The 13,193-nt window shown below is 63.2% G+C and carries 15 protein-coding genes; 4 read left to right on the top strand and 11 right to left on the bottom strand.

The features are described from left to right. Positions 1–242: 242 nt before the first annotated feature. The 4 genes from A5781_RS08565 (at position 243) to A5781_RS26120 (ending at position 2,265) form a co-directional block, all read left to right on the top strand. Positions 243–671 carry a Rid family hydrolase gene (locus A5781_RS08565; protein WP_067203798.1) on the top strand — a complete coding sequence of 143 codons (429 nt, stop codon included), beginning with the start codon at positions 243–245 and terminating at the stop codon, positions 669–671. Between the two features lie 53 nt (positions 672–724). Then, on the top strand, positions 725–1,237 hold the full coding sequence (locus A5781_RS08560) for a DUF421 domain-containing protein (protein WP_067203795.1): 513 nt from the start codon (positions 725–727) through the stop codon (positions 1,235–1,237). A gap of 41 nt (positions 1,238–1,278) precedes the next feature. After that, positions 1,279–1,701 (top strand): putative quinol monooxygenase, encoded by a 423-nt coding sequence (locus A5781_RS08555; RefSeq protein WP_156624485.1) that lies wholly within the window; start codon positions 1,279–1,281, stop codon positions 1,699–1,701. A 156-nt stretch (positions 1,702–1,857) separates the two neighbouring features. Further along, entirely contained in the window at positions 1,858–2,265 is a 408-nt protein-coding gene (locus tag A5781_RS26120) for a four-helix bundle copper-binding protein (protein WP_082939273.1), read from the top strand. A gap of 69 nt (positions 2,266–2,334) precedes the next feature. Here the strand turns inward: A5781_RS26120 and A5781_RS08550 are convergent, their stop codons facing one another. The 11 genes from A5781_RS08550 to A5781_RS08505 form a co-directional block, all read right to left on the bottom strand. Next, a complete protein-coding gene (locus tag A5781_RS08550) occupies positions 2,335–3,300 on the bottom strand; it encodes an NAD(P)/FAD-dependent oxidoreductase (RefSeq protein WP_067203791.1) in 966 nt (321 codons plus the stop codon). 76 nt (positions 3,301–3,376) lie between these two features. Beyond that, entirely contained in the window at positions 3,377–4,774 is a 1,398-nt protein-coding gene (lpdA, locus tag A5781_RS08545; RefSeq protein ID WP_231990674.1) for a dihydrolipoyl dehydrogenase, read from the bottom strand. Positions 4,775–4,889: 115 nt separating this feature from the next. Next, entirely contained in the window at positions 4,890–5,399 is a 510-nt protein-coding gene (locus A5781_RS08540; RefSeq protein ID WP_067203787.1) for a YkgB family protein, read from the bottom strand. A 472-nt stretch (positions 5,400–5,871) separates the two neighbouring features. Continuing rightward, positions 5,872–7,110 carry a thiolase family protein gene (locus tag A5781_RS08535; protein ID WP_067203784.1) on the bottom strand — a complete coding sequence of 413 codons (1,239 nt, stop codon included), beginning with the start codon at positions 7,108–7,110 and terminating at the stop codon, positions 5,872–5,874. A 71-nt stretch (positions 7,111–7,181) separates the two neighbouring features. Further along, positions 7,182–7,523 (bottom strand): GNAT family N-acetyltransferase, encoded by a 342-nt coding sequence (locus tag A5781_RS08530; RefSeq protein WP_231987261.1) that lies wholly within the window; start codon positions 7,521–7,523, stop codon positions 7,182–7,184. Positions 7,524–7,768: 245 nt separating this feature from the next. Next, the gene (locus A5781_RS08525; protein WP_067203782.1) at positions 7,769–8,539 is read right to left on the bottom strand and encodes an SDR family NAD(P)-dependent oxidoreductase; all 771 of its coding nucleotides are present in this window, start codon (positions 8,537–8,539) and stop codon (positions 7,769–7,771) included. A 13-nt stretch (positions 8,540–8,552) separates the two neighbouring features. Beyond that, a complete protein-coding gene (locus tag A5781_RS25510) occupies positions 8,553–8,708 on the bottom strand; it encodes a hypothetical protein (RefSeq protein ID WP_156622562.1) in 156 nt (51 codons plus the stop codon). A gap of 441 nt (positions 8,709–9,149) precedes the next feature. Then, positions 9,150–9,665 (bottom strand): YkgB family protein, encoded by a 516-nt coding sequence (locus tag A5781_RS08520; protein WP_067203865.1) that lies wholly within the window; start codon positions 9,663–9,665, stop codon positions 9,150–9,152. 241 nt (positions 9,666–9,906) lie between these two features. After that, positions 9,907–10,218, bottom strand: coding sequence for a protein UsfY (usfY, locus tag A5781_RS08515; protein WP_082939271.1), 312 nt, complete (start codon positions 10,216–10,218; stop codon positions 9,907–9,909). 119 nt (positions 10,219–10,337) lie between these two features. Beyond that, the gene (locus tag A5781_RS08510) at positions 10,338–10,853 is read right to left on the bottom strand and encodes a hypothetical protein (protein WP_369816411.1); all 516 of its coding nucleotides are present in this window, start codon (positions 10,851–10,853) and stop codon (positions 10,338–10,340) included. Between the two features lie 219 nt (positions 10,854–11,072). Then, the gene (locus A5781_RS08505; RefSeq protein WP_231990672.1) at positions 11,073–13,061 is read right to left on the bottom strand and encodes a LuxR C-terminal-related transcriptional regulator; all 1,989 of its coding nucleotides are present in this window, start codon (positions 13,059–13,061) and stop codon (positions 11,073–11,075) included. Between the last annotated feature and the right edge of the window lie 132 nt (positions 13,062–13,193).

Raw genomic sequence — 13,193 nt, 5'->3', positions numbered from 1 at the left:
GCCGCGGGGGCGACTTGCTCGAGCGCGCCCCAGTCGAGAATCCGCACCGCAGACTCGATTCATCGTCGGCCGCTCACCCGGGTGAATTGCGCAGCCGGATGACGACATCTCGCCCCGTCCGCACCGATAGTGGTCGTTGATCTGAGTCGGTGACCTCCAACGCCTGGACCGACCGCCCTTCTCGGACAACATATCTGGCGCAACAACTCCGGCTCAGGAATCTATGACGAGAGGAAGACCCTATGGACAAGCCCGAATTTTTCGACACACCCGGATACGGCGAGATCGCCCGTACCCGTAACCACTACAGGCAAGCGTTGCGCATCGGCGATCGCATCGAGATCTCGGGCCAAGGCGGCTGGGAGGCGGACTTCTCCTTGTCGGCCACATCCCTGGAAAAGGAGATCGTCAAGGCGTTCGACAACGTCGAAAAGACCCTCGCCGAGGCGGGGGCCACCTGGAGCGACGTCGTGAGCGTCCACTCCTACCACGTTCCCACCGCCGACGAAGCCATTGGTGATGAACATATGTCGGTGATGGTGGACCAGTTCAGCAAGCGGTTCGGCGAAAACCCGCCGTTGTGGACCGCGTTGGGCGTAGAAGCGCTCGCACTACTCAACCAGCATGTCGAGATCGAGGTCGTCGCCATCGTCGGTCCCGGCGGCAAGTAGACGTCGGTATCAGGCCGCCGAAGTCGACGACTCACCCGTGGAACGGAGGCAGCGTGGACCGCATTCTTCATGCCCTGATCGGTGACGCGCCTGGCGCCGTCGATGCCGCCATCAAAACCTCGACCCTGTTTCTCACGGCTGCGATCCTGTTCCGGTTTATGGAGCGCCGCACCCTCGCCGAATTCGCGCCGTTCGACTGGATCGCTGCGGTAGCCGCCGGAGCCATCGTCGGTCGGGCTGCTACTGCCAGCGATAGCTCGTGGCTGAACGCAACCGTGGCGCTCATTTGCCTTCTTGCCGCCCACGCGGTACTTGCGAGATTGCGCTTCATTCCGGGGATTCGACGTTTTATCGATCCGCCTCTTAAAGTGCTGATCCGCAACGGCCGCGTCGACCGACGGAGCCTGCGTCGATGCGGAATGACCACCGCCGATCTCGAGGCTGTACTACGACAGCACGGACACGAAAGCTCCGATCGTGTTCACCTCGCGATCTTCGAAGCCAAAGGTGCCATCTCCATTCTGTTGACGGATGGGGGATGTGATCGGCATGGGGCTCGAGTTTGATGCGCCGGCGGCGATTATCGTGCCCGCCATGTCGGAGTCGATTGCAGCGCATCACCAAAGCGATTGATGTCGATGGATCGATGTCCCAGCCGCGTCCGCTGCACCCGTTCTATGCCGATGGAATTCACGGCATACGAGAAGAAGAGATGGAAATGGATGACACTGGTGACGTTGTGCTGATCGCCGAAGCGACAGCGCGACCCGGTAAACGAGACGAGTTGCTGCGCTCTCTCCTCGATGACCTCATTCCTAAGGCCCTGGTCGAACCGGAGGTCTACGTGTTCCGGCTTCACGAGGACCGCGATCAGGCCGGTCACTTCATGCTCTATGCATGGTTCCACGACGGAGGATCGACCGAATCACGGCTCGCCACAGAATATTCCGCCGCCATATCTAGAGTTCTAGCCGAGGTGGCCGAAGGTGGCCACGCCATGATCACCTGCTACGAGGTGCTCACGGAATAGGGCCGATTCGGTCGCGGCTCCCAACGCTCCGCAATCACGCGCATATCAGCCGGTACCGAGGGGGAGTCGATCTGGAATGGGCGTAGCACCCCACTAAACGGCGTTGGCTTTATGCCACAGACGATGTCAGTTTCAAACAGATTGGAGAAGGGCTCAATGGGCACCGTTAGCAGCATGCTGGATACTTATCCCAGGGATCTCGGTCGTATAGACAGGGCCAAATTGATCCGATGTATCGAGACCTGTCTAGAGTGCGCTCAAGCCTGCACGGCGTGCGCGGATTCTGACCTGAGCGAAGAAAGGGTCGCTCACCTCACGAAATGCGTTCGCACAAACCTCGACTGTGCCGACATGTGCGCGACGACCGGCCGCGTACTGTCTCGTCACACCGAATACGATGCAAATATCACCCGGGCGGTGCTGGAGGCATGCGCGGTCACCTGTAAGGCTTGCGCCGACGAATGCGATCTGCACTCAGCACATCATGAGCACTGTCGCATTTGCGCCGCCGTGTGCCGCCGCTGCGAGGAAGCGTGTCGCGAGCTTCTCGCCTCATTGGGCTGAACGATCCTCGTGCACAACCGGTGTCACTCACGAAGAGATCTGAGTGAGCGGGGCATGGGGGACGCGCTTTCAGCCCGGAAGTCGGCCGCGGGGCGGTGGGAAATTGCGATTAGTGATCCAGCGCAGACCGTCGAGTGCAGCCGCGCAACCGCTGGCTGCGGCGGTGATCGCTTGGCGGTAGCGCCGGTCGATTAGGTCGCCGGCGGCGAATACGCCGTCCACCGAGGTGTGGGTCGTCTCGTCGCGCGTTCGGACGTGACCGCGGCTGTCGAGGTCGAGAAGCCCCTTCAATCGATCCGAGCGAGGCATCTGTCCGACGGCGACGAACACCGCGGCAATGTCGATGTCGTAATCGGCAGTGCTATCGGTGTTGCGCACCCGGAGGCCGGTGACGTGGTGTCTGCCGTGGACGGCCAGCACTTCACTGGACGTCAGGATCGTGACGTTCTGATGGGCGCGCAACCGAGCGACGGCTATTCCCGATGCCCGTAGCCGGGGGCGGTGGTGGACGAGGGTCACGTGGCGGGCCCGGGATGCAAGATAGAGCGCCTCTTCGGCCGCGGCGTCGCCACCGCCGACGACAGCGACCGCGCAACCGGTGAACTGCGCACCGTCGAGTTTGGCGCTGGTGCTAACTCCGTGGCCCAAGAGGTCGCGCTCGCCGGGAACATTGAGCGGCCGGTTGATGGAGCCCATCGCGAGGACGAGGGCGCGGGCGTGGTGCAGTTCGTCGTGTATGGCGATCGTCTTGATGTCGCCATGGAGATCGAATCGGTCGACGTCGCCTGCGTGAAGCTCGGCGCCGAAACGCTTTGCCTGGTCGCGCATCGCAGCCGCCAGCGCGGGTCCACACACGGACGGAGCAATACCGGGGTAGTTGTCCACCGGCCCAGCGGCCATCAGTGCACCACCGGGCGCCTCGCCCTCCATGACGAGGGTGTCCAGTCCGGCTCGCGCGGTGTAAATCGCCGCGGTGTAGCCGGCGGGGCCCGACCCGACGATGATGACATCCCGAACCTGGCTCGCGGATCGCATCAGGTGGTGCTGTGTTGGGCGGGCCGTGCAGCGTTGCGGAGTTGGCCCGTGGTCAGCGCGCGCCTCGCCGTCGGAGTCATAGGTTGATGGCGTGTCCCGTGAGGGCGTGGAAGCATTCCTGTAGTCCTTCGCCGAGCGTGGGGTGGGTGTGCACATTGCGGGCCAGCTCGGTCGCGGTCAAGTCCCAGAGTTGGGCGGCGGTGAGTTCGGGGAGTAGCTCGCTGACTTCGGCGCCGACGAGGTGGGCTCCGAGTAGCTCGCCGTGCGCGGCGTCGGCGATGATTTTGATGAAGCCTGCGCGCTCGCCTAGTCCGTGTGCTTTGGCGCTGGCCTGCATGGGGAAAGTGGCTACCCGTATGTCGTAACCGCTGGCGCGGGCCTGGTCTTCGGTATAGCCGAAGCTGGCGACTTGGGGTTGACAGAACGTCACGCGCGGCATCATGCGGTAGTCCAAGGGCATGGTCGGGGCGCCGGCGATGGTTTCGGCTGCGATGACTCCCTGGGCCGAGGCGACGTGGGCGAGTTGAACTTTGGCGGTGACGTCGCCGATCGCGAAGACGTGGGGAGCCGAGGTGCGCATGCAGTCGTCGATGTCGATCGCCCCACCTGTCGTGAGGTGCACACCCAGCTTGTCGAGGCCGAGATTTTCGACGTTGGGGCAAAAGCCGATGCAGATGAACGCGCGGGCGGCTTCGACTGAGGTGGCGTGGCCGTTGCGGTCATCGTGGGTGACGGTGACGTGGTTGCCGTGGTCGATCACCGAGTCCACCCGGGTGTTGGTGTGGATGGGGATGCCGCGGCGTCGGTACTGGCGGGTCAATTCCTTTGACACGTCGGCGTCTTCGTTGGGGAGTGCACGGTCGGCGTACTCGAGTATTTGGATGTCGACGCCGTAGCTGTTGAGGATGTAGGCAAATTCCATGCCGATTCCGCCGGCCCCGATGATGACGATGGACTCGGGTATTGTTGCGTCGAGGATCTGCTGTTCATACGTCACGATGTTGTCGCTGAGGGTGACCCCGGGCAGCATCCGCACCCGTGAGCCGGTGGCGATGATGGCATTGTCGAAGCGGAGGCTGGTCGTGCCGCCGTCACGTAGCTCTACGTCCAGTGTGTGTGAGCCGCTGAAGCGGCCGCGGCCGTCGATTTCGGTGATCTTGTTTTTGCGCATCAGAAAGTGGACGCCGCGGACTCGGGCGTCGGCAACTTCGCGGCTACGTGACACGGCACGCGCGTAGTCGAGGTGGATGTCACCACGTATGCCGAACTCGTCCGCCTGATGGGTCACGATGGAGGCGATCTCGGCGTTGCGCAGCAAGGCTTTTGACGGAACACACCCGGTGTTGAGGCAGACCCCGCCCCAATAGCGTTCTTCGATGATCGCGACGGTCATGCCGAGTTGGGCCGCGCGGATGCCGGCGACGTATCCGCCCGAGCCGGCGCCCACGACCACCAGGTCATACTGGCCGGGGATTGATGTGCTCATCGCTCGGCGCCTCCCTGTGGTGATGAGTAAAGCGGCTGCGTCGGTTCATCTCTCAACGGCGGGGCGCCAGTGCCGGTGCCCCGCCGTGGTCGCGGGCCAAGAATCAGACCGACAGTGCCTGGCGTTGTCGAGTTGCACTGATGGAGTCCGCCAGCAGCCACAGGGCCAAGCCCAGCAGCGCGATGTCTTTCATGAGGAATTCGCCATTGGCCGACAGGACGGGGAAGCCACCCGCGGTCGGTTCACCGATCCCGGGCGTGCTGACCATAAAACTGAGCGTGCCAAGGAAGAACGCTGTCGCCATCACACCGCCGATCACCGAAGCCTTCGGATACCACGGCCTCAAGGCCAGCAACGCTGCGATCACCAACTCGGCCGACCCTAGTACTCGGCCGAACGCGCTGATCGACATGAGGTGATATACCCAGCTCAAAAACGGGCTGTGGGCCACTAACGGTGAAACGCCGTGGGATTCGTAGTAGGTGAATTTCATTGCGCCGAACCACGCTATGACGACGACCAGCCCGTAGCGCGCGATGAGTGGTGCGGCTCCTACCCGTCGTAACACATGATTCGTCCGCCCACTGTCCTCCGTGGTCTCGCCCACAGCCATGAGATCCCTCTCCTCTCATTGCATTTACTTGCCATTCGCCAGGATCGGCGGTTCTGCACGCGCATCACCCCGAACTGAGGTGTTCGTCCACTCAAGTGGTCAAGGCGATACAAGCCCAACGAGACCGGTGCCTGCGCGGAAAGGATCCGCACGCTTTGTCGACTATGAGCTTGCTGCCGGGCCGGGTGAGATGGCATCACCCCCGAAACCGATTCACCCGGGTGAAGACGATCGGCGGTCTTGGCCCCAAGGGGCGGTGGCGTCCCACAACTCGGGTCTGCGGAGGTGCTGCTTACTGAATGTCCAGCTCTCGTCGATGTCGTACGATTTCGTCGGTGTCGCTGTTCAGCCAATCGGCACGGCAGATCGATCGTTTCCGACATCGGCTTCCTGCGCTGTCGGGCGCCTGTGTCAGATGAGGTGGGCGACGCGAACCCCTACCATGAGATATTTGCCCAGTGCAATACGTATTCTATTCTGCGCCGACATTTTCCAGAATAACTGCTACCGCCTGCCCCGAGCCGATGCAGATCCCAATCACGCCATAACGGGCGCCGCGTTCACGCAATTCGGTCGCCAGCGTCAACAAATAGCGAGTTCCGGTAGCCCCGAAGGGATGCCCGATCGCGACCGCGCCACCGTTGGGCGTCAGCTTGTCATCGGGCACCACGAATCCGCCCAGCTGGTTTGGCAATTCCCGCAGCACGCCGAGCGCCTGGGCGCTGAACGCCTCGTGCACCTCCCACACGTCGATCTGCTCGGGGGTAAGTCCTGCCCGGCGGATCGCGGCCGGGATCGCCCATGCAGGGGCCACGCCCATGATGAGGGGGTCGATGCCGTAGACCGCGCTCGATACCACTCGGGCTAAGGGTTCGACGCCGAGTTCCCTGGCCCGCTCCCCGGAAGCGATGACTACGGCACTGGCGCCATCGCTTAAAGGCGAGGAGTTCGCGGCCGTCATCTGGGTCGTGCCGGGCTGAGCCGGTAACGCCGCGAGCGCCTCGGCGGCGGTGTCATCGCGGATGAACTCATCATGTTCTGCCACTCGGGCAGGTGTTTTCTTCGTCGCCGGGATCGTCACGGGAATAATCTCTTTGGCTAGCCGCCCTCGGTCACGGGCAGCCTTGGCATGTTGCTGGGATCGCAGCGCGAAGGCGTCGATCTCCTCGCGGTTCAGTGAGTAGCGGTCGGCGACATTTTGCGCGGTCTCGATCATGCTGATGTAAGCGTTGCGGGCCAGCAACACCGGGTTGGGCGGACCTCCAGCACCGCTCCACATGGTGTCGAGCATGAGAACCGGACCTCGGGGACTGAACGCGGCGTCGCCCTTCATCAACGCCCACCCCGATCGAGACATCGACTCGACTCCACAGGCGATACCCAGGCCGAGGTCGCCGGCCTTGATCGCGTGGCTGATGGTCACCGCCGCGCTTAGTGATGATCCGCAGAATCTGTTCACGGTGACCCCGGCCACCGTGTCAGGAAATCCGGCAGCCAACGCCGCCCACCGGGCGACGTCGCCCATGCCTTCGTGAGCTGGGTTCACGCAACCCGCCACGATGTCTTCCACGGCATCGAGTGGCACACCCAGCCGGTCGCAGGCGCCCTTCATCGTCATACCCAGCAAGTCATCGGCCCGGATACCCGACAGCGTGCCGCCATAGCGGGTGAACGGAGTTCGTACACCCCCCAAAACATAAGCCTCAGTCATCTCCACCCTTTTCGAATGCATCGAGTCGGAAGGCCTCATTCATCCGTTGGCAGGAGGCCCGAAAATTTTCATCAGCCAGCCGCGCTGTCCGGAGCCGCCGGCGCAGCGGGCCGCGACACGGGACGGAGCAATCCCTGATATTGGTCGGCCACCAGGTCCCGGTATTCAGGATGGCGCAGAATGTAGTCACCCGTGATCTTGCACCGCGGAATGACCGTGTGTCCGGCTCGCCGGATCAGTGCGAGCACACCACTGATCATCGCCGAGGAGACGCCCCGATCGCGCCATTGCGTATCGACTTCGGTGGCCATCAACACGATGTGGCCGCGGTAGCGGCGGTAGGGCTGCCGACCGATCACCTGGTCGCCTAAAGTGGCCTCGAACCGACCGTCTTGGGCGTTGTCTGTGATCACCGTCTGTAGTCCATCGTGGGCACTGCGTTCGATACTGCCCATCGGCCTTGGCGATTCACTCACAATCACGTATCCCTTCCATGTCATCACAGCCGCCAAGTACGGCGGAAATCAAGCGTGGGCAACCGCGGCCACGTGATCGTGCCCGGCCTTGCTAATCGCTGACTGCCTGTCATCCGGTCAGCAGCCGATCAACCTGTGCGCCAGAATATTTAGGGCCGATTCCTGCCTGGCCGCCCGAACGGTTAGTTGCGGCCGGCCATGATGCCGCCATCGACATTGAGAATCGCGCCGGTGACCCAACTGGCTTGTTCGGAGAGCAGATAGGTGACGGCGTTGGCGACGTCGGCGGGGGTGCCCACTCGTCCGAGCGGATGAAGCGGCGCGAATGTCTGCAGGGTGTCGTCGATCTCGTCTTTCGGGATGAACGCTTCATAAAGCGGGGTCTTCACGACCGCAGGTGCCACCGCGTTGACGCGAATGTCGTGCTGGGCAAGCTCGATGGCGAGATTGTGGGTGAGCGCATGCAGCCCGGCTTTTTGCATCGAATACACAGACGAGGGCGTCAAACCAATGGCCTGATGTGCCCACATGGCGCCGATGTTGACGATGGAACCGCCCTCACCGTTGGCGATCATGCCCGCAACGACGGTCTGGGTCAGGAAGAACAAGGCATAGTTCAGCTCCAGATACGAGTCATAGGTGACCGCGTCGAGCTCGAGAAACGGCTTCGGGATGAAGTATCCGGCGGCGTTGACCAGTAGTGTCGCGTCGTCGTGCTGCTCAGACAGCGCACGCTGCACATCCGCGACGGCAGCGCGGTCCGTCAGCTCGGCGGCGATGCCCCAGGCTTGGCCCCGCCGGCTCGTCAGCTCGGCGACGGTGTCATCGACACGGTCCTTCGAGCGTCCGACAATCACCGCGCTGCCGCCGTGATCGACGACGTCGAGCGCGACCTGCCGCCCCATACCGGCACTGCCACCGACCACAACGATCTTCTTGGCCTCAAAATGCATATCAGGTTCCCTTCTAGTTCTCCTCGACGGCTTCGGCTGTGCCGCTGCCCTTCTGGATCCATTCGCCAAGACATACGACGCCCATGCTGCGACGTCCCCACAAGCGGGGCGACAATCCCGCCCGGATCCGTTCGTACTGAGGCTGCGGCCAGGCGAGGTGAGCTGTCATCACCCCAACCACCTATTCACCCGGGTGATCGAGGCGATGTGGTGAAGTTCTCACCTGTCCTGGCGCCACCATCGGGTGCCATCGGCAGTGCCCGTGAGAGTGATGCGCGGGTCGCTAGGTCCGTGCGGATCGCGTCGGCTTCGGCGAATCTGCAGCTGGTGCGCACGTGCCTTCGGTGTTCGACGGCTGCGCTGTCACCTCGGCAGGGGTGGCCTCTCGGCACGGGAGTAGTCGAGACTCACGTCGCCGGAGATGCCGAACGTGGCGGACTGGTGGGTGATGATGGAGGCAATCTCAGCGTTGCGCAGCAGCGCTTTTGAGGGAACACGGCTCCTGTTTTGTTGGCGGCGTGAGGTTCCCGCTAGCAGACGTAACGCGGGTATGGCCGCCATGCCGCGCGCAGCCGACGTCAGCACCTACGCAACCTCATTGGCGGGCGTGTCAGTCCGTTTTAGCGAGCGCCGCCTGTCTGCGGGTTGCGTCGATCGCGTCCGCCAGCAACCACAGCGCCAAGCCTATGAGCGCAATGTCCTTCATCAAGAACTCCCCGTCTGCGGACAAAACGGGAAAGCCACCAGCAGATGCCTCGCCGGTGCCGGGGGTCGTGATCATGAAACTCAGCGTGGTCACGAAGAACAGCGAGGCGACTATGCCGCCCACCACGGAAGCCTTTGGGAACCACGGCTTGACGGCCAGCAGTGCTGCAGTAATCAATTCGATCGATCCGTTCAATCGACCAAAGGCATCGATGGACATGATGCTGTAGAACCAACTCAAGAAAGGGCTATTGGCAACCCAATGTGAAATACCATGGGATTCATAGTAAGTGAACTTCATGGCGCCGAACCAGGCCAGGACTATGACCAGACCATACCGTGCGACGAGAGGCGCAATGGCGGTCGTTCGAGACTTTCCTGGCCCATCAATCTTGATGGCGATGGCCTCATTCTGCGACATGCTGTCTCCGTTCTGCGTGTGTCCTTGCACCGCATGGTCGCTGCCGAACTCGCACTGCCTTCGTTGGCGGCGCAGTTGGTCGAGACGGTGATCCATGCGGTTTGCGGTCGCGGGCAAGATCGACGACCACTATCTCTGCGCATGGGGTGAGTTGTCCTCATCCGGATGCGCAATTCACCCGGGTGAGGCGCCAGGACATCTTCGCAGCGCGGGCAGCGCGATATGTTGCAGGGCAACACGATCAGCGAGTGCGCGGAAGCATCCGACTAGCTGGGTGTGCGGCGTCCCACCGCGCATCGATGCGGGTCACGCGGCGATTCTCCATGACGAGCCACAACGCTCCGGCGACCGCGCCGAGAACGGCGATGAGCACCGTGGTGGCAAGCCATTCGTAGTGCCGGTAGGCGGCGGTTGCCGCCGTACTGATCAGCGCGACCGTCGCAACGGCCAGCAGGATCAACCCTGGCCAGAAGAAGTTGTCCTTCATCGCGATACCCGCGTGCGGTTGCGTGGTCCGGGAGTGATCCGTCGGATCGTCATGCGTGTCTCCCATCACCGATCCTTCCGTCGTTGGACGAGATATCAAAACATTTGCTCACTGCGCGGACCGGGCGACATGGAGGATCGACGCGAACCACCGACGTACATCCATCAGCACAGGCGTGTATGTGGTCACGTCGAGCCGTCCCCGTCGCGGATGAGCAGCTCGGGCAGCGCAATTGCCCCAATCGTTGTCACGAGCCACACCACAACCGTCGTGGCTAGCCAGGATGCCATGCCGTCAATAGTGAGCCCGTGCGTCAATACCGACGCGAAGATCAACGCGACGATCGTCAATGCCAAGCCGGTCCCCCCAAGCAGCAGCGACGCATACCCATGGGGCAACTTCAAGATTGACAGGGACAGGATTGCCTGCGTCACCGCGAAGATCGCTACGGCGACGATGAATCCCGGTACCGACAACCAAACTCTGGGAACGATCCAGGCCGCAACCAATAGTCCGATCGCCCACGATGCCAGAAGCACAAATGCGCGCAGCAGGATTTGCCTGCCGGTGCCGGCTTCGGCGCGCCCGCCGCCGGTGACCGCGCTGCCGTTCCCATCGACGGCGTTGACCGAGGCCCGCGGCCTCATGGCGGCATCGCCGGCGCCGGCGACGACCTTTTTGGCCTCGAAGCCTGTAGGCACGTCCTGATTCCCTTCCCGATCTCCCTGGCGGCGGCTGGGTCAGTGCTCTTTGGCTATGTTCATGAGCCCGCCGACATCTGCTCTTCGATGAGGCTGCCCCCGCGTGGGGTGAATCGTCATCACCCCAACCGTCTGGTCACCCGGGTGATTAACGCGAGGCGTTCTCAGGCGCGACGATCCAGGATCAGCACCGTCCGGCCAGGCCCAAAAGCAGGCCGACTACAACAGGCCGAGTTCTCGCGCTCGGCTGACCGCCGCGCTGCGGTGCTCAACTTGGAGCTTGCGGTACACGGCGCGCTGGTGAGTCTTCACGGTATTGAGCGAGACGTATAGCCGCGCACCGATCTCACGTCGCGATAACCGGGTGGCGAGCAGGCGAAGAACCTCGAGCTCCTTGGGGGTTAGCTCCTCACCGGCCGCGCACCCCTCGTGGCGCGAAGGCACAGCGACGCCCGCGCTCCGCTCGGCCGACGCGAGCAGCGTCGAGCCGATGCCATTGTCCGCGCAATCGCGCACCAGGGTGCCGACCTCTTCGAGGATCGCCTTCGCGGTTTGGTGGTCGCCGTGATGCTTGAAGATCTCCGCTCTGGCCAACAGCGTCTTGGCCACCTCGAGGATTGCTCCACCCTGGCGGGCCGACATGACGGCCATGTCGGCTGCGGCCACCGCTGCAGCCGCATCACCGCGCATACGGAGGACCTCGGCCGTGGCAAGCGACACCATCACGTCCACGAGGTGTTCCGCATCCGCCAGGTCCCGCGAACTGCCGGAAGCCCGGCGGATCTGACGTTCGGCGTCGGCGAGCTGGCCACGTTCGGCCGAAATCAGCGCCAGATGGCCCAGCGCATAGATGCGGGCGCGACGATCGCCCGCCTTCTCGGCCAGCTTTACGGCCCGCTGGAACGCGGCTTGCGCTTCGTGGGTGCTGCCCGAAAAGTACAGCGCGGATCCATAGATGCAGTAGGCAATGGATCGGCCCAGCGGCGCCTCGCCGAGATCGAGGGTGACCGCCTGGCGAGCCGTCTCAAGCGCCGCAGCGACGTCAGCCGTCTTGAACGAGTGAACGGCGCGCAACACGACGACTTGAGCGCCGATGACGCCGCCATCTGCGGTGTCGGCCGCGGCGGCTCGTGTTTCGACTGCCTCGATCCACTCGGCGGCGTCATCGAGTTGACCAACGCTCAGGGCGATCCAGGCGCGGGCTACGCTCAGCCGCGGATCGTGTAGAACGGTCTCCTCGGGAAGCAGATCAAGCAAGGCGGAGACGGTCGACACGCCGCCGCCGTTGAATTCGTCGACCCAATCCGCGGCGATCAGATCGGCACCGCGCGCGATGTCACCGCCAGCAACCAGGTGACGCACCGCTTCATCGATGAGGCCCTCGGCCTCGAACCAGGTCGCGGCGCGTCGGTGCAGATCGGCGACGAGATCGGGCTCGCTGCGACGCAACTCGGTGCGCAGTAACTCTCCGAAGAGTTGGTGATAGCGATACCAGTGACGCGACGCGTCCAGTGGCGCCACAAACAGGTTTTCGCGTTCGATCTTCTCCAAGACCGAGGCCGAGGCAGACGTTTGCAGCACCGCGTCGCACAGCGGACCGCTGAGTCGTCCCAAGATCGAGGTATGCAGCAAGAAGCTGCGCAGGTGCGGAGGTTGACCGTCGAGCACCTCGGCCATCAGGTAGTCGACGATATGACGGTTGTCGCCCGCGAACGTCTTGATGAACGCGGCGGTGTCGGCACGCCCGGCAAGCGAGAGGGCGGCAAGGTAGAGGCCGGCAACCCACCCCTCGGTGCGTCGGTGCAACAGTTGAATATCGGCGTGCGCCAAGCCCAGCCCGAGGACGTCGTTCAGCAGATGGTCTGCCTCAGTGGCGCCGAAACGTAAATCGTCGGTTCGCAGCTCGGCAAGGTCACCGCTGGCCCTCAGCCGCGCTAACGGCAGCAAAGGATCCGATCGGGTGGCTAACACCAAGTGGAGATTCGCCGGCAACCGGCTGATGAAGAACGCCAGCTGCTCATGGACCGCTCGACTTACCACTAGGTGGTAGTCGTCCAGGATGAGCACCATCGGGCTGGCGATCGTGTCGAGATCATTGAGCAGGGTAGGCAGTACAACCTGCACTGGGTCGGCGCCCATCGCGAGGAGTTCGACCGCGCGAATCCCCACCCCGGGACTGACCTTCTGCAGCGCGGCGATCACGTACATCCAAAACCACACCGGGTCGTTGTCGGCGGGATCAAGCGACAGCCAGCCAAACCGCTGGTCCTCGCCCGCGGCCAGGGCCCACTGCGCCAGTACTGTCGTCTTGCCCCAGCCCGCCGGCGCACTCAATAGGGT

Source organism: Mycobacterium sp. 852002-30065_SCH5024008 (genome assembly GCF_001665645.1).
Taxonomy (GTDB): Bacteria; Actinomycetota; Actinomycetes; order Mycobacteriales; family Mycobacteriaceae; genus Mycobacterium; species Mycobacterium paraffinicum.
Note: the sequence above shows the minus strand (reverse complement) of the source record. Positions and strands in the feature narration are given on the sequence as shown.

Bases quoted from the DNA above. Each gene is read 5' to 3' on its own strand.
- A5781_RS08520 (WP_067203865.1), bottom strand. From the start codon at position 9,665: ATGTCGCAGAATGAGGCCATCGCCATCAAGATTGATGGGCCAGGAAAG.
- A5781_RS26120 (WP_082939273.1), top strand. From the start codon at position 1,858: ATGGGCACCGTTAGCAGCATGCTGGATACTTATCCCAGGGATCTCGGT.
- A5781_RS08550 (WP_067203791.1), bottom strand. From the start codon at position 3,300: ATGCGATCCGCGAGCCAGGTTCGGGATGTCATCATCGTCGGGTCGGGC.
- A5781_RS08505 (WP_231990672.1), bottom strand. From the start codon at position 13,061: ATGTACGTGATCGCCGCGCTGCAGAAGGTCAGTCCCGGGGTGGGGATT.
- usfY (WP_082939271.1), bottom strand. From the start codon at position 10,218: ATGGGAGACACGCATGACGATCCGACGGATCACTCCCGGACCACGCAA.
- A5781_RS25510 (WP_156622562.1), bottom strand. From the start codon at position 8,708: ATGACAGCTCACCTCGCCTGGCCGCAGCCTCAGTACGAACGGATCCGG.
- A5781_RS08535 (WP_067203784.1), bottom strand. From the start codon at position 7,110: ATGACTGAGGCTTATGTTTTGGGGGGTGTACGAACTCCGTTCACCCGC.
- A5781_RS08565 (WP_067203798.1), top strand. From the start codon at position 243: ATGGACAAGCCCGAATTTTTCGACACACCCGGATACGGCGAGATCGCC.
- A5781_RS08525 (WP_067203782.1), bottom strand. From the start codon at position 8,539: ATGCATTTTGAGGCCAAGAAGATCGTTGTGGTCGGTGGCAGTGCCGGT.
- A5781_RS08540 (WP_067203787.1), bottom strand. From the start codon at position 5,399: ATGGCTGTGGGCGAGACCACGGAGGACAGTGGGCGGACGAATCATGTG.